This window comes from Rheinheimera sediminis, assembly GCF_004005375.1.
In the GTDB taxonomy this organism is placed as follows: domain Bacteria; phylum Pseudomonadota; class Gammaproteobacteria; order Enterobacterales; family Alteromonadaceae; genus Pararheinheimera.
Map to the genome: position 1 here is coordinate 75,799 of NZ_RZUF01000006.1, position 19,619 is coordinate 95,417.

A 19,619-nucleotide genomic window follows, 5' to 3' on the forward strand; every position below is an offset into this window, starting at 1 on the left:
TAAAAAGCACCGGCCCTAAAAAGAGCCGGTGTATTCTAGCTGGTAGCTGAATTATTTCACAGGGTCACAGTGATGGCTGAGTAACATCAGTTCACGCAGTGCCACTGAGAATTTAGCAAACTCATGGCTCTTCGTAGTTTTGAACTCGGCTAGCATATGGTGCCAACGTGAAAGTACTGGTTCATGTTCAGTGATCCAACTCGCTATAACAGCTTCTGCGTCACAACCCCCGGCACAGCCGCGTATGACGACTGCAGATAAAGCTCGTTGTTGCCAATCCAGCTCCTCGCGGTATGAAGCGCGGGCCAGAGCCTGCCAGTGGTTTGCCACAGGTTGCTGAGTAATTTGCTCAAGGAACCAGTGCAGATCCAAACGATCGCCCAGCTTGAAATAAATTTCCGCACTCAACAGCAGAGCGTTTTTCTCAGCATCAGCCACTTGAGCTATGTCCATCACAGAGAAACAGGTGCTCAGCTGAGCCAAGTAACGGGCCACATCCGCAGGCACGCCTTGATCAATAAAAGCTTGCTCGTTGGCGGCTAGTTGTTCCGCTTCGGCCGGTGCCAGTAATTTTTGCAGATTATTACTGATTTCAACAAAAGCTGGTTTGAAGAAATCTATCGTCTGCTGAATATCCAGCGCCTTATTGCGATGACGTAAGAACCAACGTGTCGTGCGGCGCATAGTACGGCGCAACTGGTGGAATAACTTAATCTGCAGTGCTGCAGGAATGACGTTATCCAACTCTTCCAGTTTGTGCCATACGGCTTCCACGTCAAACAAGTCGCGGGCTATGGTGTAACACACTGCTACTTCAGCAATAGAAGAACCTGTTTCTTCCATCATACGCTGGGCGAAGTTAGCGCCCATATCGTTGACTATCAGGTTAGCCAGTTTAGTAGCGATAATCTCAGCCTTTAACGGGTGAGTCTCCATCTCTTTGGCATAAGTTTGCTGCAGCACTTTCGGGAATGCAGTAAACAGATGACGTTTGAAGTAACTGTTTTCATAAATTTCCGGCAGTACCAGCCACTCTTTCATCACCATTTTGCCGTATGCAGTCAGAATAGCCAGCTCAGGACGGGTTAAACCCTGGCCTTTAGCGGTACGTTCAGCCAAGGCGTCATCTGAAGGTAAAAACTCCAGTTCACGGTTTAACTTGCCGTCTTTTTCCAAGGCATGGATAAAACGGGTGTACTCTTTCATTTGCTCAGCGCCCAGCACTGAAGACACAGAAATACTCTGAGTTTGACGGTAACAGTCGTTAATCACGATGTCGGCCACATCAGTGGTCATTGCAGCTAACAACTCATTACGTTGCTTCAGCGTCATATCACCGCTGGCTACCAGAGCATTTAACAGTATTTTGATGTTTACTTCGTTATCTGAACAGTCTACGCCACCTACGTTATCGATAAAGTCAGTATTGATACGACCACCGTTGTTCGCGTATTCAATACGGCCTCGTTGAGTAGTACCTAAGTTACCACCCTCGCCTATCACTTTGGCTTTGACTTCTTTACCGTTGACGCGAACAGCTTCGGAACCACGATCGCCGACTTCCGCATGAGTTTCATCAGTGGCTTTAACATAAGTCCCTATACCACCGTTCCAAATCAGATCCACGTCCATCATCAGCGCGGCACGAATAAATTCGTTTGGTGTCAGGCTAACTGCATTGGTGCCTAACATCTGCTGAATTTGTGGTGTCAGCTTGATGGATTTGGCGCTACGCATAAACAAACCACCACCTTCTGAGATCAATGACTTATCAAAGTCATCCCAGGTAGAGGTTGGTAAGTTAAACATACGCTCACGTTCAACAAAGGTTTTGGCTGCATCAGGGTTTGGGTCTACAAAAATGTGCATATGGTTAAATGCGACCTGCAGACGGATATGTTTGGATAACAGCATACCGTTACCAAAGACGTCTCCCGCCATATCACCTATACCCACACAAGTGAAATCTGTGGTCTGGCAGTCGATGCCGACTTCACGGAAGTGACGTTTAACCGACTCCCAACCACCGCGGGCCGTGATACCCATACCTTTGTGGTCGTAACCGTTTGAACCACCTGAAGCAAAAGCATCGCCCAACCAATGGTTGTACTCAGCAGAAATAGCGTTAGCGATGTCTGAGAACGTCGCTGTGCCTTTGTCGGCAGCTACTACTAAATAGGGATCATCTTCATCCAAACGTACCACAGATTTAGGCGGGACTATCTGGCCCTGCACTATGTTATCTGTGATATCCAGCAAACCACGGATAAAGGTGCGATAACATTCTTTACCCTCGTTTAAGAACGCTTCGCGACCACCTGTTTCTGGTAGTTTCTTACAAACAAAACCACCTTTCGCACCTACTGGCACTATCACAGTGTTTTTCACTTGCTGAGCTTTGACCAGACCTAAAACTTCAGTACGGAAGTCTTCACGACGGTCTGACCAACGCAGACCACCGCGTGCAACTTTACCACCGCGTAAATGCACACCTTCAACTCGTGGTGAGTAGACAAAAATCTCAAAAGCAGGCACCGGCAACGGCATATCCGGCACCAAAGACGATTTTACCTTAAAGGAAATGTAACTTTTCTGCTGGCCCTGGGCACTTGGCTGGAAATAGTTGGTCCTTAAAGTAGCGGACATCATGGCAACAAAACGACGGATGATACGGTCATCATCCAGGTTCACTACGTTATCCAGTTGCTCGTTTAACTGCTTTTCAATGGCTTCGATAGCAGCAGCATCACCAGTGTTTTGTGGATCAAACTTAGTGTTAAACAGTTGCACTAACAAATGCGCCAGTTTTGGATAACGGGCAAAAGCATTTTCTACATACGACTGGCTAAACGTGCCGCCGATTTGGCGTTTGTATTTGGCATAAGCACGTAATAACGAGGCTTCACGGCCTGTTAAACCTGCGCCTAAAATTAAACGGTTAAAACCATCGTCTTCCAGATCGCCTTTCCATACCTTGGCAAAAGATTCCTGGAAAGAAAGCTGCGCCTGCTCGAAGTCTGTTGGCATGGTGCCGTTGATTTCCATGGTGAAGTTTAAAATCCAGCTAACAGAACCTTCTGGACAACGCACCGCATAAGGCGTCTCGCCTATCACACGTAAACCAAAGTTTTCCAGTATGGGCAATACATCAGACAAATGAATTGGATGGTCCTTGTGGAAAAGGTTCAAACGTACAGCTTTGCTGTCGTTACGCTCCTCCTGTGGACGGTAAAACAGCATATCTAAACGATGTTCGTCGTTTAAAGATTCAATTTTTTCAATATCAACTACAGCATCGTTTGGCAACATTTCGTCTTTGTAAGACGAAGGAAAGGCGGTCAGGTACTTACGTCCTAATTCACGTCCACGGGCTTCACCGTAGTGCCCAACCAGCGCAGCTTCCAGTTTGTCTTCCCAGGTACGGGCCGCTTCAACTAAATTGCGTTCAATTTCTTTCACATTAAACTCGATATTGTTATCGTTGATCCGAACGAAATAATGGGTACGCGCCAACACAGACTCAGAGAAGTAAGTGGTAAATTCCACAGCCTCAGTACTGCCCAGAGACTGGGCTAGTATTTGTTGGGTGTCTTTACGCAGCTGAGTGTTGTAACGCTCACGTGGCACATACACCATAGCAGAGACAAAACGGCCAAAAGCGTCTTTGCGCACAAATAAACGCGTCATGTCACGTTCCTGCATTTGCAGTACGCCAGTCGACACATCCAGCAGCTCTTCTGTGGTGGCCTGGATCAACTCATCACGTGGGTAAGTCTCAAGAATATTTAACAGCGCTTTGTAAGCATGAGTACCCTGAGCAAAACCGGACTTGGCCATGACTTTAGCCAGTTTATTTTTTAACAGAGGAATGTCAGCAGCGCTGTTGTTGTACAGAGAAGAAGAATACAGACCAATAAAGCGGTCTTCCCCTATCACATGGCCTTTGTCATCAAAACGTTTAATGCCAACGTAATCTATATAGGCAGGACGGTGCACACGGGATTTATTATTGGTTTTGGTCAGGATCAGCAACGAAGCATTTAAAGCTTGTTTCCGGGCTTGCTCTGGTAAATCAGACAACATTAAATCACGTGAGGTAGAACGGCGCATTAAACCTAAAGCGCTGTCGTTTACACTTTCAATTTTATGATCGCCTTCCACCGCTTTGATACGGTATTCCCGATACCCCAACAAAGTGAAATTGTCTTTTGCCATCCAGTTTAAGAATTCGGTGGCTTGCTCAAGCTCAGTCACGTTTACAGCAGCTTGTTTTGGTAGATCAGCTATCACTTGAAGCAGTTTGGCACGGATAGGTTTCCAGTCCTGTACTGCTAAAGACACATCTTCCATCACAGATTGCAGTTCAGCAGTAAGAGCCTCAACGGCTGCTTTGTCTGTCATACGATCAATTTCGATATGGAACACAGTCTGTTCTGTGCTGACTTGCTCAACAGTGCCCAATTTAAAAAAATCCGTGATGTCGTTTTTATCGTTACGGAGAGTTTGTAATGGGTAATGCAGTAACAAGTGAGTAGTAATGGACTGACGGCTTAACGCCATACGAACAGAGTCCACTAAAAACGGGCTGTCTTTCACCACTATTTCTACGATAGTGTGTTTGGATTCCCAGCCGTGTTTTGCAATTTCAGGGTTAAATACCCGGATCAGTGCTTTGCCCTCGGTATGACCGTTAAAGCTTTGCCATAAGCTCAATGCTGCACCATACAGATCACTGTCGTTACGACCAAACAAATCTTCATGGGACATATTGCCATACAAAGTGTGGGCAAATTTTTCGACCAGCTCGACCTGATCTTTGACTTTAGAACGAATAAGCTTACTTACATTTTGTAGTAGAACAGAGGGTTGACCGTCTATCAGTGCCATTTTTTGTATCCTTTTCTGAAACCTCGGCCTGTTGATGCCGGGTTTACTTACATACAGAGCGTGTCAGGTGCGAAGTTTATTGAGTATTGACGGGCTTTTCGAGCTTTATTTATGTCTTTACTACTGGTTGTACCAGAATAAAAATAGCTGATTTGACAAGTTATTCATCCGCTGTAAATAGAAAATGGCCTTACGGCCATTTTCTCGTTTAAACATTCATTATTTTAAATAAGTAAATCAGCTGTTTTTTCGCCAGAAAAATGCCGCCAAGGCTGGTAACACCAAAATAGCACCCAACATATTCACCAAGAACATAAAGGTCAGCAGTATACCCATATCTACCTGGAATTTGAGTGCCGAGAACACCCAGGTACTGACACCAATGGCGAGCGTAATACCAGTAAACAATACGGCACTGCCGGTTTCTTTTAACGCATTGAAATAAGCCTGGCGCAGTGGCATACCATCACGCAGCAATTGCGTCATATTCGACAGGATATAAATACCGTAGTCGACACCTATACCTACACCAAGCGCTATCACTGGCAAAGTAGACACTGTTAAACCTATTTCCAATTTAGTCATCAAAGCAGTCGCCAAAACAGATACTACGTAAAGCGGCACTATGACGGCAACTGTAGCTTTAATAGAGCGGAAACTGATTAAACACAGCACTATAACTGCGCCATAGACATACCACATCATAGGAGTCTGAGCTGCAGCGACAGCTTCGTTAGTAGCTGCCATGACACCCACAGGGCCTGAAGCTAATTTAAACTTCACATCGTCTGTACTAAGTTCAGCTCCAGCTTTTTTCGCAGCAGCGACCACAGTTTCAATAGTTTCAGCTTTATGGTCGTTTAAGAATAAGATCACCGGCATCACCGAACAATCACTGTTCAGTAATCCCGTACTGGTTTCTACCCGACTGGAAGATTGCACTAAGCTTTCGGTAGTACGTGGCAACACCTTCCATTTCATATTGCCTTCATTAAAGGCTGCATTGATGGACTTGGACACGGACGCCAGCGACACGGCAGACTGCACACCTGGAACGTTTTCCATTTGCCACTGGAACTGGTCGACCCGGTTCATCACATCGTGGAAAGTACAACCGTTAGCCGGTGTTTCTACCATCACATTGATGTAGTCGACAGAAATAGCATAACGGTCAGTGATCAGGAAAGTATCCTGGTTATAAACTGAACTTTCATGCAAGGCCGGAGCACCAGGGTGCAAATCACCTATTTTCAGGTACGAACTTTGCTGCCAGCCCAAAACAAAGAGTGCAGCAGTCGCAATCAGGATCACCACTGCGTACTTAGGCGTAGCAAAAGCCGACAACCCGTACCAGAACTTTTCAATACGTGGATGAGGCCTTTGTACTTTTTGCTTGTACTTGTCGCTGAATTTCACATAAGACATCAGCACAGGCAATAAAATCAGGTTGGTCAGAATAATAATGCCCACACCCAAACTTGCGGTGATAGCCAGTTCACGAATCACGCCTATTTCAATAATCAGCAGGGTCAAAAAGCCCACTGTGTCGGATAACAGCGCAATACCGCCAGGGATCAACAGTTTGCGGAAACTGGCCTGAGCTGCAGTTTTTGCATCCATACCCAAAGCCACGTTTTTCCCTGTGGCATTAATCATCTGTACGCCGTGACTGACGCCTATTGCAAACACCAGAAAGGGCACCAGTATCGACATAGGATCAATGCCAAAACCTAAGACGGTCAGGGTACCCATTTGCCAAATGACTGCAATCAGTGAGCAAGATATAGGTAACAACGTCAACATCACTGAGCCGCTAAACAAATACACCATAATGGCAGTAATGACGATGGCAACGGCAAAAAACGCCAATACACCTTTGGCTCCGTCTGCGACGTCGCCTACCATTTTGGCAAAACCTATAATGTGCAGAGTCAGATTTTCACTCTGATACTGGCCACGGACCTGCTGTTCAAGCTCAGCCGCAAATTTAATAGTGTCTAGCTTCTGCTGAGTATCGGGATCAACATCCAGCAATTGTGCAGTCACCATAGCGCAACTGAAATCGTCCGCCACCATACGGCCGACAATACCGGCTTTTTCGACGTTAGATTTGACCACTGCCAAGCCTTCTGCTGTAGGCGCAAATTCCGCAGGAATAACAGGGCCACCGGCAAAACCATCTTCAACCACTTCAACAAAACGGGTGCTTGGGCTGTATAAGGATTTGACCAGACTACGATCTACTCCTGGCAGATAATAAATTTGGTCATGAATTTTTTTAAAAGATGCAAAAAAATCCGGGTTAAAAATATCACCTTTAGCATCACAGACTGACACCAGAATATTATTGGCACCGCCAAAATCTTTAGAATGCTGCATATAAGTCTGCATATATTCGTGTTGCAGCGGGATATTTTTCGTAAAAGCCGCATCCAGTTTTATTTGTGTGGCTTTAAATAATAAAAACAAAGTGGCAAGTACAAAAAGTACGATGACAGCCATACGATGGCGAAATAATACCGTCTCGCAACTGGTTACAATTCGATTCAGACTCATGTTATTCCGGCTTCTTAAGTGCTAGGGTTCTAATTCCAGCTTCGGTGACTAACACCAGCTGTTCCTTGACTGCAACGGCATTTAAAATTGCTTTACTGTCTTTAGTCTCTACAGGCTCAAAACTGAGACCATCGTCGCGACTGACCAGCAAAGTACCGGCATTCCCCGTCAAATAAACATGGTCTGCGGCATCTGTCAGCACACTATTTAATGTGGCGGTCTGGTTAAGTTGCACTTCCTGCCAGCTTTGGCCTAAGTCCGTGCTTCTGAATACATTGCCACGTAAACCAGCAGCTATCAGGGTGTTCTTTGCTGTCATAGCTAAACCAAACAAAGAACCGTTGTAAAACTCCGGATGACGTGTCCAGCTTTTGCCAAAATCTGAACTGGTGGCAAAGAAGCCAGATTCACCAATCATGTACAACACATTACTGTGTTGATAAATACGATTAAAGTGTGGCAATACCGATGCCCGTTCATCCAAATAAGCATCAGGGTCTGTTTCCTGCAGCTCTTTTAAATACTCACGATCCTCGCTACCCACCAATTCAAGATGAAATTCATCCGACCAGGTTTTTCCGCCGTCAGTTGTACGGTAAAACATGCCATAAGCGCCGAGGGCTATACCATGGCTGGAATCAACAAATAAAACATCAAACAGAGGTTTGTCCGTTTCTGGCTTAAATTGCTGCAACTGCCAGCTTTGACCACCATCTTGGGTCGCTATAATAGTGGCATCGTGCCCTACAGCCCAACCGTGTTTGTCATCAGAAAAATACACTGAGGTTAACAAGCTTTGCACTGGGCTCTGAATTTGCTTCCAACTAATGCTGTCTGTACTGACCAGTAAATGACCACGATCGCCAACAGCGACGAAAAGCTGCTCATTGACCCGGATCAAATCCGTTAACACTGCTTTTTCTGCCAAAGGCATAAGAAAAGAAGGCGTTGGCACAACTGCAGACTCAGCGTGAATATGGGTTGTCAGCAGCAATGCTGCGACTGAGGATAAAAGTTTAACCATCATTAGAGTTTTCACTCAGCTTCAATTTAAAAACAAAAACGGTTGGCATCAAGCCAACCGTTTAACTACTGTTTACAGTTTAACGGGTACCTTCACGGCGCAGAGCCGCTGGAGTAAAGTCATTGTCTGTTAACGGCACAGAGAAGTCATACATCTTGTCTTCGTTGTCTAAACCAATCGCAATGTAACGACGGGTATTCAGATCGTGGAAAACTTCCAAAGTACTCCAGTGAGTTGGTACTTCGTAGTAGTTTAGACCATGAGCCACGGCAACACGGTATAACTCGCCTCTGTTGTCATACAAGTCAGCTACATGAACTTGCCAGCTGTCTTCGTCAATAAAGAATACCCGTTTACCGTAGACATGGCTGGTACCGCTTTTCAGATTAGCTTCAACAACCCAAACACGGTGTTTTTCCCAACGCACGTAGTCCGGATTGATATGGCCTGGCTTTACCAGATCCGCATACTTCACGTCTTTGCTGTGCAGTTTATAGCTGTTGTAAGGGATAAACAGCTCTTGTTTGCCGACTAACTTCCAGTCGTAACGGTTTGGTGAACCGTTGAACATATCGAAGTCATCTGTGGTACGCAAACCATCAGACGCTGTACCTGGCGCGTCATAAGCCACGTTTGGTGCACGACGTACACGGCGTTGACCTGTGTTATAAGTCCATGCCTGACGAGGTGTTTTTACCTGATCCATAGTCTCATGAACTAACAATGCAGTACCAGCCAGACGAGCTGGAGTAGTTACAGCTTGCTTGAAACGGAAAAGAATATTTTCTTTTTCCAGAGCTTCTACAGTGGCATCGGGCGCTGAATATTTGAACATAATTTGTTCATCAAAGCCTATGGTCACGTAGTCACCCGAAGCTGTTGGTGCTACCTGACCACCGTTACGGCTGGCGGCGACACCACGGAACCGTAAGATATGGTTCCAGATGGCTTCCAAACCGTTCGCAGGAATAGGGAAAGGAATACCAATGGCTGCATTAATAATGCCGTTACCACCTTCAACCAGCTCTGCATTTGCTGCAATTTTTTTAGTTGCATCATAAACGTACTGTGGATAAGACGCTGTACGGCGGCTTTGATATACATTCATTTTGTAACTGTCTGGGTAGGCTTCAAACAGTTTGATCTGACCTGGACTTAACATGTTTTTGTATTGCGCCAGATTGGATTTATCAATAGTGAACAGTACTTTATCGCCAGCAAATGGATCCGGGTGGTGATCACCTGGTTTATAACCAGCAGGTGCAGCTGTAATACCACCTTCCCATGCCGGAATACTGCCATCTGCATTACCTGCTTTTTCAGCGCCCAGCGGCGTTAAATCGGCTCCCAAACGGGCAACCTGATCCGGAGTTAACTTAGCAATAGCACCACAACTAAGGACTAGCGCGATAGTGGATGCAATCAGGGTGAGTTTTTTCATAATGGTTCTCGCCTCGTCCCTTAAATAGAATATTTAATGTTAAAAGATACAAAATCACGGTCAGCTGTGTTGTTTGTTGTGCCTACACCACCCCAAAAGGCATTGTAAGAAAACTCAGAAGACCAACGGTTCAGATAATCAAAAGCGACAGTGTAACCCACAGATTTTTTGTCTTTAGAAAACATAAACAATGGGTCAGGCGTTATACCGTTTACGTCGTGGGAGAACACCACTCGATGCGACATATTGACGCCAGCAAACACATCATTGAAATCCGCTTTAGCTAATAAGCGGTAACCCCAGGCTGACGCGGTTGGGAATGGGTTGGTCTCAGCGCCATTAGATAACGCCGTATGCACACCATCTTTATTCACTAAAGGGCCACCATTGATGGTGCCAAATAAAGGTCCGCCACTACGATCTGTATTTGGTCCATTTAAACGCAATACTGACGGATCAGGCATATCATTGATTTTTATACCACCCACTTCAGCTAACATAGTGAAGTTGTCAGCTATCCACATTGGACCAAACAAGTGAGTTACAGTGACCTGAGCCTGAGTGGTATCGGACAGAATATAACCCTGTGCAAATTCACCAGGCTGAACTTTCTTGCCATCAAAACGACCGATCTGGCTGATCCCTTCCAGAGGTGCGCCAGTGGCTAAACCTGAGTTGGCTAACTGTTCAGGCATACCAGCGTAAAGAATTTCTACATCGTCAATTTGCAGAGGCTCATCTTGCCGATAAGACAATTCACCCGCCACTGAAGTACCGTCCAAAGTGGTATTAAAACTAAAGCCATACAGCTTAATATCTTCAGGGTACTCAATAAGACCTTTAGAGAACACAGACAAGTTGCCGATGTTTTCTTTAGTGATACCACCCACGTTTGCGGCCAAATACTGTAATGACTGTGCTACGCCTTCAAGACGAGGAGCTCCTGTGACTGGATCTTTAGTGCCAAAATTTGACGCTATACCTGAAATCAACGGCGTACGGCTATGATAATTCATATGGTAAACAGCAAATTCGGTATCGTTCAGCTCAGGTGAGAAATACTCAAATTTAACACCATACTGACCACCATCTTCAGGTTCAATTTCTCCTGCTGAACCTTGCGGTCTCAAGGTAACCTTCGTGGAGTAGGCAAGCATTGCATTGACTGCGGCAGCTTTTGCGGCTGCAGGAGCTGCGGGATTTGCTAAAGCTGCAAGTAGACCAGGAGCCAGTTGAGACAAGTTATTCATTTCTTTGACCAGGAAATCCAGATCGATATCCGGGTTGCCTGCAAAACCTAGTTGAATATTCTGCTCGTATCCGCCTTTGCCCGCAAAATCATTGGTTGAAAAATAAGTGCCTGGCACTGGCAAATAGCTGTTTTTCCACTCGTACTGATAAAAAGCTTCTGCAGTCAGATTTTCTGTTAACCCCAGCGAAGCCCATGCCATTCCAACTGGAATAAAGGCCTCTTTTAAGTCAGCGCCTGGGCTGCGTAACACACCAACGTCAACTGGCGTGATATTGATACCATGAGGAATAAAGGTGCTTTCACCCCAACTCAATACCTGATTACCAATACGAACAGATAAAGGATTAGCACCATCATTTAACGCGAAGTTGCCATAGATATAAGCGTCTAATAAACGCAGGTCACGACAGGCCAGAGCTTTTGCGTCATCATCAGCGCATGGGTCTACTTTTTTCATCGACAAAGGATTGGTATATGCACCTTCCTCGTCCATTAAAGCCGAATCATAAAAGTAAGTGAATCGGCCGAAAAAACCGAAATCATCTTTTTTAATAGATAACTCATGTGTGCCGCGAAACACTTCAGAAAACATGTCACCACGGTCGTAATTCAGATTTCCTGCATCGCCATTGCTGGAGTAAGCCCCGGGTTGGGACCAAATTTGTTGGCTGGTGTAGAGAGGTGGATTGGCAAAAGCAGTATAACCAGTCCAATTGAAGCGAGGATGGTTCACTTTACTGATAGTGTCCCAATCGCGATCTTCCGCACGCCAGCTGGCGCCGTAGGAAAACGTAGAGTCGAAAACAACTTCCACATCATCAAAGTCGAAGGTCGCAGCCTGAACACTGGTGGCCGACAAGGCCAATAATGCTGAAGCAACACCCAGAGCTAAAGTACTTCTGACGAAGGCACCTGGCTTAGTATTCATTCGTTATCCCCCCCCTGTCCCTGCAGGTATTTTGTTATTTTTTATTTTTAGCTCACCAACTGATCGGAGGTCAGCTTGTATCAAAGAAATCATTACATCATTTTGATCGTGGCGCAAGGCTTGCGAACTGTCAAATCTGTTGATTTTTATTCAGTTTTTCCGCTTTAACGCACTACAAACAGCAGGCTTCGACACAATCCGGTTTGACCAGTTGACAAAAGATCATCTAACTTAATGAAAATTATAGCTAAAGTGGTGAATTTCACCTGCTTTGTTTTAAGCTGCTGTTTTAAGTAATAGCTCTAATTTATTTTCTCTAAACTGATGAACTTGCCTTGATCGGTTAAAGTTAAAACAAAGCCTGAGTTCACTCCGCTGTGGCTGATATAAGGTCTAAAATGGCGCAGAGGCAATTGCACCGTCTGGCCATTTTCGGCTTGCACCACCACGTCTGTGTACAGGCCTTGATAAAAAGCCAGGCACTGTTCCACATCCAGTATCAATCTGAATTTATACTGACGCATTTCAATTCAGGCTCTTGCTCACTTTTTCATAGAGGTCGTCACTCAGATCCTTTGCCAGCATAGTCTGCAATACAGACTTTAACTGCAACTGAGATTGAGCTTGATAGCGTTTCCAGGACAACAAAGGTGTGACTAAACGGGCAGCAACCTGAGGATTAATTGAATCCATTTTCAGTACTACATCTGCCAGTACTTGATAGCCTTTGCCATCCGCTGAATGAAACATCTGCGGATTTTGCTGATAAAAAGCACCAAACACAGCCCGAACCCGGTTTGGGTTTTGCCAACTGAATTGTGGATGCGCAGTCAATTGCTCTAATGTGTCGAACACAGAGGATTGCGGATAAGAAGCCGACAAACTAAACCATTTATCCAATACCAAAACATCATTATTCCAACGCTGTTCAAAATCCGCCATCAACTCAGCGAATAATGGATGAGAGGCTGTACGGCAAGAACGCAGCACCGCCAATTGGTCAGTCATATTATCGCTGTGCTGATATTGCTGACGTAATAATTCATCTGAACCCACAACAAAAGCCAGATACTGTAAGCAGACTGAACGCAAAGCACGTTTAGCCACGTGTTGCTCTTGATACTGATAGGCTGCTGGGTGTAATGATTTATAACAAAGCCGCCACTGTTCCACTAGTTTGGTCGCCAGTTGCTGTTGAAAATTTTGTAAAACCCACACCAGATCCTGCACCGGAATTTCATCAAACTGCTCAGCGACCATGTCATACCCTGGCACTGTCAGTAATTCCGCAGTAAAGGCTAAGTCTTCCAAAGGCTTTGCCAATAACTGTCGATAAAACTCAAGCAACTCACCCGGCAGCAGATACTCTGCGCCTGTGTTTTTCGCATCGATAGCAGCTATGACCTGCATTTGCCACAGTTGCTGTATTGCATCCCAGCGCGCTACTCCGTCTTTTGCATCACGAGCTATGAGCAACAACTCATCCATCTGGTACTGATAGTGCAATTTCACCGGCGCAGAGAAATCGGCCAAAAGTACTGGTATGGGTTTCTGACTGACTGCAAAAGTAAATTCCTGCTCTGCTTCTGTCATTTCGAGCAGGTATGGATAGCTTTTGCCTTCAGCCAATAACTCAAGACGCACAGGCAGCAACAAAGGCAACTTTTCAGCCTGATCAGCTGTACCCGCAGTATGTTGTTGCATCAATAGCTTAAACTCACGTTTTTTAGCGTCATAGTGACTATGAACCTTTAACTGCGGGGTACCGGATTGCTGATACCAACGGCTGAATAAAGTCAAATCACGGCCATTAGCATCCTGCATTGCGCTGACAAAGTCATCACAGGTCACGGCCTGTCCGTCATGGCGTTTAAAATATAAATCCATGCCTTTTCTAAAGCCGGCTTGCCCTAATAAGGTATGCAGCATACGAATGACTTCAGCGCCTTTATCGTACACTGTCACAGTATAAAAATTATTCATTTCAAGCACTTGCTGTGGCCGAATAGGGTGAGCCATAGGACCTGCATCTTCGGCAAATTGTGCTGTACGAATAGTTTTTACCGCATCAATTCGGTTTAAGGTTGCAGACCCCATATCAGCGCTAAATTGCTGGTCACGAAATACTGTAAGACCTTCTTTTAAGCTCAGTTGAAACCAATCGCGGCAGGTCACTCTGTTGCCTGTCCAGTTATGAAAATACTCATGGCCAATAATAGATTCAATATTAAAAAAATCAGTGTCTGTCGCAGAGGACTGATCGGCTAATACATACTTACTGTTAAATACGTTTAAGCCTTTATTTTCCATCGCCCCCATATTAAAAAAGTCGACAGCGACGACCATATAAACATCAAGATCGTATTCCAGACCAAAGCTTTGTTCATCCCACAGCATAGCGCGTTTTAACGACTCTAAGGCAAAGTGCGCACGCTGCTTATTGCCTTTATCGACATAAAATTCCAGCGCGACTTCACGGCCAGACCCCGTAGTATAGCTGCCTTTTAAACAGTCAAAATCCCCTGCCACTAAGGCAAACAAGTAACTGGGCTTTGGAAATGGATCGACCCAGGTTACATGACGACGACCATCGGGCAACAAAGTGGAGCTGACCAGATTACCGTTACTTAGTAGCGCCGGATAAGTGTTGTCATCAGCAATAATATGAGTGGTAAAACGGGCTAAAACGTCAGGTCGGTCGAGGTAATAGCTGATACGGCGAAAGCCCTCAGCTTCACACTGAGTGCAATAGGCTCCATTGGATAAATACAGACCTTCCAGCGCCGTATTGGCTTTTGGATTTAACTCAATTTTAAGTTCGAGTTGTGCTTTGGCTGGCATGCCCGGCAGGATCAACTGCTCAGCAGTCACCTGATAACTATCAGCATTTAATAACTGACCATCTAATGACACAGACAACAACTTCAGCTCCTGGCCATCCAGAATTAGCGTACCTGCTTTGCCACTGGCTGATACGACCTGATAGACGGCAGTCAGCGCAGTCGCTTCAGGGCTTAACTCAAAACTCAGCTCAACATCCGTAATGGTAAATTCTGGCGCTTTATAGTCACTTAGTTTTTTCGCCTGACGGCTGCTTAACTCGCTCATCGCAAAACTCTCTTCTTTACTTAAAATTGCTCTGAAAAAATTAAGGCCAGTTAAAACTGGCCTTTTCTATTATTTTCCCTGCACGGCCGCTGTGATTGGCGTGTCAGGTGGTGTCAGTTTTAATACCTTAATGCCCATATAGGCATAAATCACAGCCAGAACCGGATTAATCAAGTTAAAAAATGCATAGATTGCATAATCCAGCGGGTTCACATTCAATACGCCATGCATATAAGCACCACAGGTATTCCACGGAATTAATGGACTGGTAATAGTTCCGCCGTCTTCTAAAGTGCGGGACAAATTGACCGGAGCTAAACCACGTCGCTCATACTCTTCTTTAAACATGCGGCCTGGCATCACAATGGCCATATACTGATCGGCCGTTAAAATATTAGTCGCAATGCACGTGGCTATGGTGCTGGTAATTAAGGAGCCTGTGCTGTGGGCTTTATGCAAAATGGCTTCAACAAACTTACGCAACAAACCTACATGCTCCAGCACAGCGCCAAACATCATGGCCGAAAAAATCAGCCAACAGGTGTTCAGCATTTTTACCATCCCCCCCCCGTTCAGTAGCTTATCCAACTGCGCATTTTGGGTTTCAATGACAAAACCACCATGCAAAGTGCTCCAGACTACTTTTAAAGTAGCAAGAAAAGTATTTAATGCAGGATCTGCCATTTTAGCCACCAACTCAGGCTGAAATAGTACAGCCCAAAGTCCACCTAACAAAGCGCCAATAAATACGGTCGGGAAAGCAGGTACTTTTTTAATAGCCATCGCCATCAATACCAGCAAAGGTACCAACATCACAGGACTGATATTAAAATTCTGCTTTAAAGATTCACTGATGGCACGGATTTGAGAATCATCAGCTGCAGCATCTGCGTTAAAGCCCATCACAGCAAAAATTATCAAGGCCAAAACCAGACTGGGAACTGTAGTCCAGGTCATATGGCGGATATGGTCAAATAAGTTCGAACCCGCCACAGCAGGAGCCAGGTTGGTCGTCTCACTGACAGGAGACATTTTGTCACCAAAATAAGCACCTGAAACTATAGCTCCTGCTGTGACTGCAGGCGACATACCTAAGCCCGCCGCCACACCAATCAAGGCCACACCTATAGTGGCCGCTGTAGTCCAGCTACTGCCAATACTGATAGCCACTATGGCACACAAGATACAACTGGCTGCATAAAACCACGACGGATCCAGCAGCTGCAGTCCATAATAAATCAGTGATGGTACAGTCCCAGCCAATAACCAGGTACCTATCAGAGCGCCGACTGAAAACAGTATTAACAAGGCGCCTAAAGACAATGAAATGCCTTTGACCATGGCCTGCTCAATATCAGCCCAGCCATAGCCATTTTTCAGACCTATTATAACGCCAACAAAAGCAGCCACAAACAGAGCGATTTGATTGGCACCATAAGAAGAATCACTGCCATAAAGGTAAACAGACAGACTGAGTAAAACAACTAAAACAATAAGAGGTATGCTGGCATCTAAAAAACTGGGAGCTTTAACAAGGCGTGGTGCAGATTGATGTTCCATGGGGCTTCTCTTCACGACTGGCTTCAGCCAGTTTCTGTTGTAATGAGCAAAGGGCCAGAGTCATGAGTTGCTTGCAACCCATCACTCTGCCCCCTTAGTATTTAATTAATGAGCACGCTTTGCCAAATGACCCAGACTCAACATGTCAGCGGTGATTTGCGCTGTTTCCTCTAACAACGGATCCAGCTTTTCCAGAACTTCAGGTAAATCGTCCAGATCTTTCACAGCTGGTAACTTAAGCCGTGCCAAACGTTCATTCACTCGCTGTAAATCACGGGCCGTGTTTTCGTCTTTTTTCTTCAGACGCTCCTGCTCGTTTAACGAGATCGTTTTTTCGTCTTTTTCTTTGGTATAAAGCGCAATATCATCCATCAGATAGCTGTATTCAGGCTCTTTACTGAATCGCTCCTGATGCTTCTGCAGTAAAACTGGGATAGCTTTTTTAATTTCATCTGATGCACTGTATTGTGCTGCTGGAATGCTATCCCAAGGCAAAGCATTTTCTTCTTTGCTTTCGCCCCACTCAGCCGGATCTATAGGGGATGGAAACAGAACATCAGGAGTAACGCCTTTATGTTGAGTACTGCCACCATCAATACGATAAAACTTAGCGATAGTGAACTGTACTGAACCTAAAGATTCATCAAACATATCGTAAACACGGCCTAAACCGCGATGTTGCTGCACAGTACCTTTACCAAAAGTATGTTCACCCACAATAAGAGCACGACCATAGTCCTGCATGGCTGCAGCAAAAATCTCAGAGGCAGAGGCACTGTAACGGTCTACCATAACAGTTAAAGGACCATCGTAAAAAATACTGCCATCCTGATCCTGACTGATACCAATTCGGTTGCCTGCTTCACGGATTTGTACCACAGGACCTTTCTCTATAAACAGGCCTGTCAGCGTCACAGCCTCAGGGAGAGAACCACCGCCATTTCCGCGTAAATCAACAATAATACCGTCCACGTTTTGTTGCTTTAAGCTGGCTATTTCTTTTTTCACATCTTCAGTCAGATTGTTGTAAAAGCTTGGGATATTAATTACACCAATCTTTTTACCCAAAGGACTTAATTTAGGCTCCAGCACTTCAGCTTTGGCAGCTCTATCTTCTAAACGGATTTTGTCCCGCACTATAGAAATTTGAGTAGGCACCCCTTTGGACGCATCTCCTCCGACTAAGACCTGCAAACGCACAGTAGAACCTTTAGGACCTTTGATCAGATCAACGACGTCATCCAGTCGCCAGCCAACCACATCGACAAATTCTTCATCACCCTGAGCTACGCCAATGATCTTATCTTTGGGTTTGATTTTTTTTGTCATATCAGCCGGGCCACCTGGCACCAGACTCATAATCACAGTGAAATCATCATCACTTTGCAGCACAGCCCCTATACCTTCCAGCGACAGATTCATTTCTTGCTGGAAACGCTCTGCATTACGTGGTGATAAATACGAGGTATGAGCTTCAATACTGCGCGCATAAGAGTTCATTACGATCTGAAACACATCTTCGCTTTCGGTTTGTAATAAACGCTTTTTTGCATTTTCGTAGCGTTTTTTCAGCAGCTTTGTTGTTTCTTCTGCTGTTTTACCTGCTAATTTCAAATTGAGCGCGTCAAACTTCACCTTCTGACGCCACAGCTCGTTTAATTGAGCCACATCAGCAGCCCAAGGCGCATCTTCCCGCTCAAATTCGTAACTGTCTTTTTGTGTAAAATCAAAAGGTTTATCTAATAGTCCAATAGCGTAGTCGTAACGCTCCAAACGACGAGTCTGGCTTAGATTGAACATTTGATAGGCAAAATCGAACTGGCCTTTGGCTAAACCGTTGTCAAATTCCTTGCGGTATTTTTCAAAGCCATCTACGTCAGATTTAAGTAAAACGTTACGGAAAAAATCCAGACTTTTCAGATAGCGATCAAAGACCTTTGATGACAACTCGTCGTCAATACGCAAGCCTAAATAATGCTCTCGGGTAAAGTAATTGGTGACTCGTTTACTGGCTGTTGCATGCTGTGGTTCCTGCGCCAGATTTGGTACAGGGGAAATCACGGGCGCAGCTACGCTGCTGCCCATCACCAGAAAAAACGCCGCTACGCTGGAAATTTTTTTCATTAAACACTCATCTCTGTTAAGCCTGGAACAGCTTATCCCCTTGGGTCTTAATCACCATACCTGAGGCAAGTTGTACCACAACATCATTTTTAACGACTTCAAGGACAGTGGCTGGCACTGGTTTTAAGCCAACTTTTAATTGCACTGAGCTACCAACTTTTAATGTGGCTGTATTTAATGCAATAAGTTCAATAACTTGGTCCTGAACCACTTTTTCAGTAGTTTGAGGTTTCGACTTCAGTCTGGCAGCCTTCTCAGCGACAGCAGCCTTATTTGGCTGAGATTTTTTGTAAGCAGATTTGTCGGTTTGCGCCACTTTAGCCAGTTCTTTTTGCTGTTCTTTGTGCTTCGCACGCTCTACTGCTGCTTTGGCTTTACGCACTTCAGCAGCTTTGGCTTTACTTTGTTCTAAAGTTTCAGCGGCATGAGCAGCTTGTTGCTCGTCTATCAGTTCGCCTGCCTGACCATCTAAATCAACACGAGCGATCCCCACTTTAACGCCAGCCAAATAACGCCAGCTGGAGGTATACAAACGTAACGCATGACGAATTTGCGTTTTGCTGATGCCATCTTCTTCAGACAACCGCTGTGCTAAATCCTGAAAAATACCGATTTTCAGGGGTTTAGCCTCACCACTTTGGCTGAAGCACAGAGGAAACTTTTCGCTAAGTTCGGCGAGGATTTGTTTCACATCTTTGCCTGCGGGTTGAGCTTGAATTTGTTCAGTTGGGGTTGTCAT

At 45.2% G+C, this 19,619-nt stretch carries 10 protein-coding genes; all 10 read right to left on the reverse strand.

Annotated features, from left to right (window positions below; genetic code table 11):
- Nucleotides 1-51: 51 nt before the first annotated feature.
- Nucleotides 52-4,887: an NAD-glutamate dehydrogenase gene (locus EMM73_RS05445; protein ID WP_127685441.1), complete on the reverse strand. Its 4,836-nt coding sequence runs from the start codon at nt 4,885-4,887 to the stop codon at nt 52-54.
- Between the two features lie 237 nt (nt 4,888-5,124).
- On the reverse strand, nt 5,125-7,443 hold the full coding sequence (locus EMM73_RS05450; RefSeq protein ID WP_127685442.1) for an efflux RND transporter permease subunit: 2,319 nt from the start codon (nt 7,441-7,443) through the stop codon (nt 5,125-5,127).
- A 1-nt stretch (nt 7,444) separates the two neighbouring features.
- Nucleotides 7,445-8,470, reverse strand: coding sequence for a WD40/YVTN/BNR-like repeat-containing protein (locus EMM73_RS05455; protein ID WP_127685443.1), 1,026 nt, complete (start codon nt 8,468-8,470; stop codon nt 7,445-7,447).
- A 76-nt stretch (nt 8,471-8,546) separates the two neighbouring features.
- Nucleotides 8,547-9,908, reverse strand: a complete 1,362-nt coding sequence (locus EMM73_RS05460; RefSeq protein ID WP_127685444.1) for a DUF1329 domain-containing protein — start codon at nt 9,906-9,908, stop codon at nt 8,547-8,549.
- Between the two features lie 20 nt (nt 9,909-9,928).
- Entirely contained in the window at nt 9,929-12,088 is a 2,160-nt protein-coding gene (locus EMM73_RS05465; protein ID WP_127685445.1) for a DUF1302 domain-containing protein, read from the reverse strand.
- A 302-nt stretch (nt 12,089-12,390) separates the two neighbouring features.
- Nucleotides 12,391-12,612: a DUF2835 family protein gene (locus EMM73_RS05470; protein ID WP_127685446.1), complete on the reverse strand. Its 222-nt coding sequence runs from the start codon at nt 12,610-12,612 to the stop codon at nt 12,391-12,393.
- A 1-nt stretch (nt 12,613) separates the two neighbouring features.
- A complete protein-coding gene (gene pepN, locus EMM73_RS05475) occupies nt 12,614-15,196 on the reverse strand; it encodes an aminopeptidase N (protein WP_127685447.1) in 2,583 nt (860 codons plus the stop codon).
- Nucleotides 15,197-15,265: 69 nt separating this feature from the next.
- Nucleotides 15,266-16,756, reverse strand: a complete 1,491-nt coding sequence (gene nhaC, locus EMM73_RS05480) for a Na+/H+ antiporter NhaC (RefSeq protein WP_127685448.1) — start codon at nt 16,754-16,756, stop codon at nt 15,266-15,268.
- Between the two features lie 105 nt (nt 16,757-16,861).
- Nucleotides 16,862-18,880, reverse strand: a complete 2,019-nt coding sequence (prc, locus tag EMM73_RS05485; RefSeq protein ID WP_127685449.1) for a carboxy terminal-processing peptidase — start codon at nt 18,878-18,880, stop codon at nt 16,862-16,864.
- Nucleotides 18,881-18,896: 16 nt separating this feature from the next.
- A complete protein-coding gene (gene proQ, locus EMM73_RS05490) occupies nt 18,897-19,619 on the reverse strand; it encodes an RNA chaperone ProQ (RefSeq protein WP_127685450.1) in 723 nt (240 codons plus the stop codon).

Excerpts from the sequence above, each read along its gene's own strand:
- EMM73_RS05445 (WP_127685441.1), bottom strand. The coding sequence starts at position 4,887 with ATGGCACTGATAGACGGTCAACCCTCTGTTCTACTACAAAATGTAAGT.
- EMM73_RS05450 (WP_127685442.1), bottom strand. The coding sequence starts at position 7,443 with ATGAGTCTGAATCGAATTGTAACCAGTTGCGAGACGGTATTATTTCGC.
- EMM73_RS05455 (WP_127685443.1), bottom strand. The coding sequence starts at position 8,470 with ATGATGGTTAAACTTTTATCCTCAGTCGCAGCATTGCTGCTGACAACC.
- EMM73_RS05460 (WP_127685444.1), bottom strand. The coding sequence starts at position 9,908 with ATGAAAAAACTCACCCTGATTGCATCCACTATCGCGCTAGTCCTTAGT.
- EMM73_RS05465 (WP_127685445.1), bottom strand. The coding sequence starts at position 12,088 with ATGAATACTAAGCCAGGTGCCTTCGTCAGAAGTACTTTAGCTCTGGGT.
- EMM73_RS05470 (WP_127685446.1), bottom strand. The coding sequence starts at position 12,612 with ATGCGTCAGTATAAATTCAGATTGATACTGGATGTGGAACAGTGCCTG.
- pepN (WP_127685447.1), bottom strand. The coding sequence starts at position 15,196 with ATGAGCGAGTTAAGCAGCCGTCAGGCGAAAAAACTAAGTGACTATAAA.
- nhaC (WP_127685448.1), bottom strand. The coding sequence starts at position 16,756 with ATGGAACATCAATCTGCACCACGCCTTGTTAAAGCTCCCAGTTTTTTA.
- prc (WP_127685449.1), bottom strand. The coding sequence starts at position 18,880 with ATGAAAAAAATTTCCAGCGTAGCGGCGTTTTTTCTGGTGATGGGCAGC.
- proQ (WP_127685450.1), bottom strand. The coding sequence starts at position 19,619 with ATGACAACCCCAACTGAACAAATTCAAGCTCAACCCGCAGGCAAAGAT.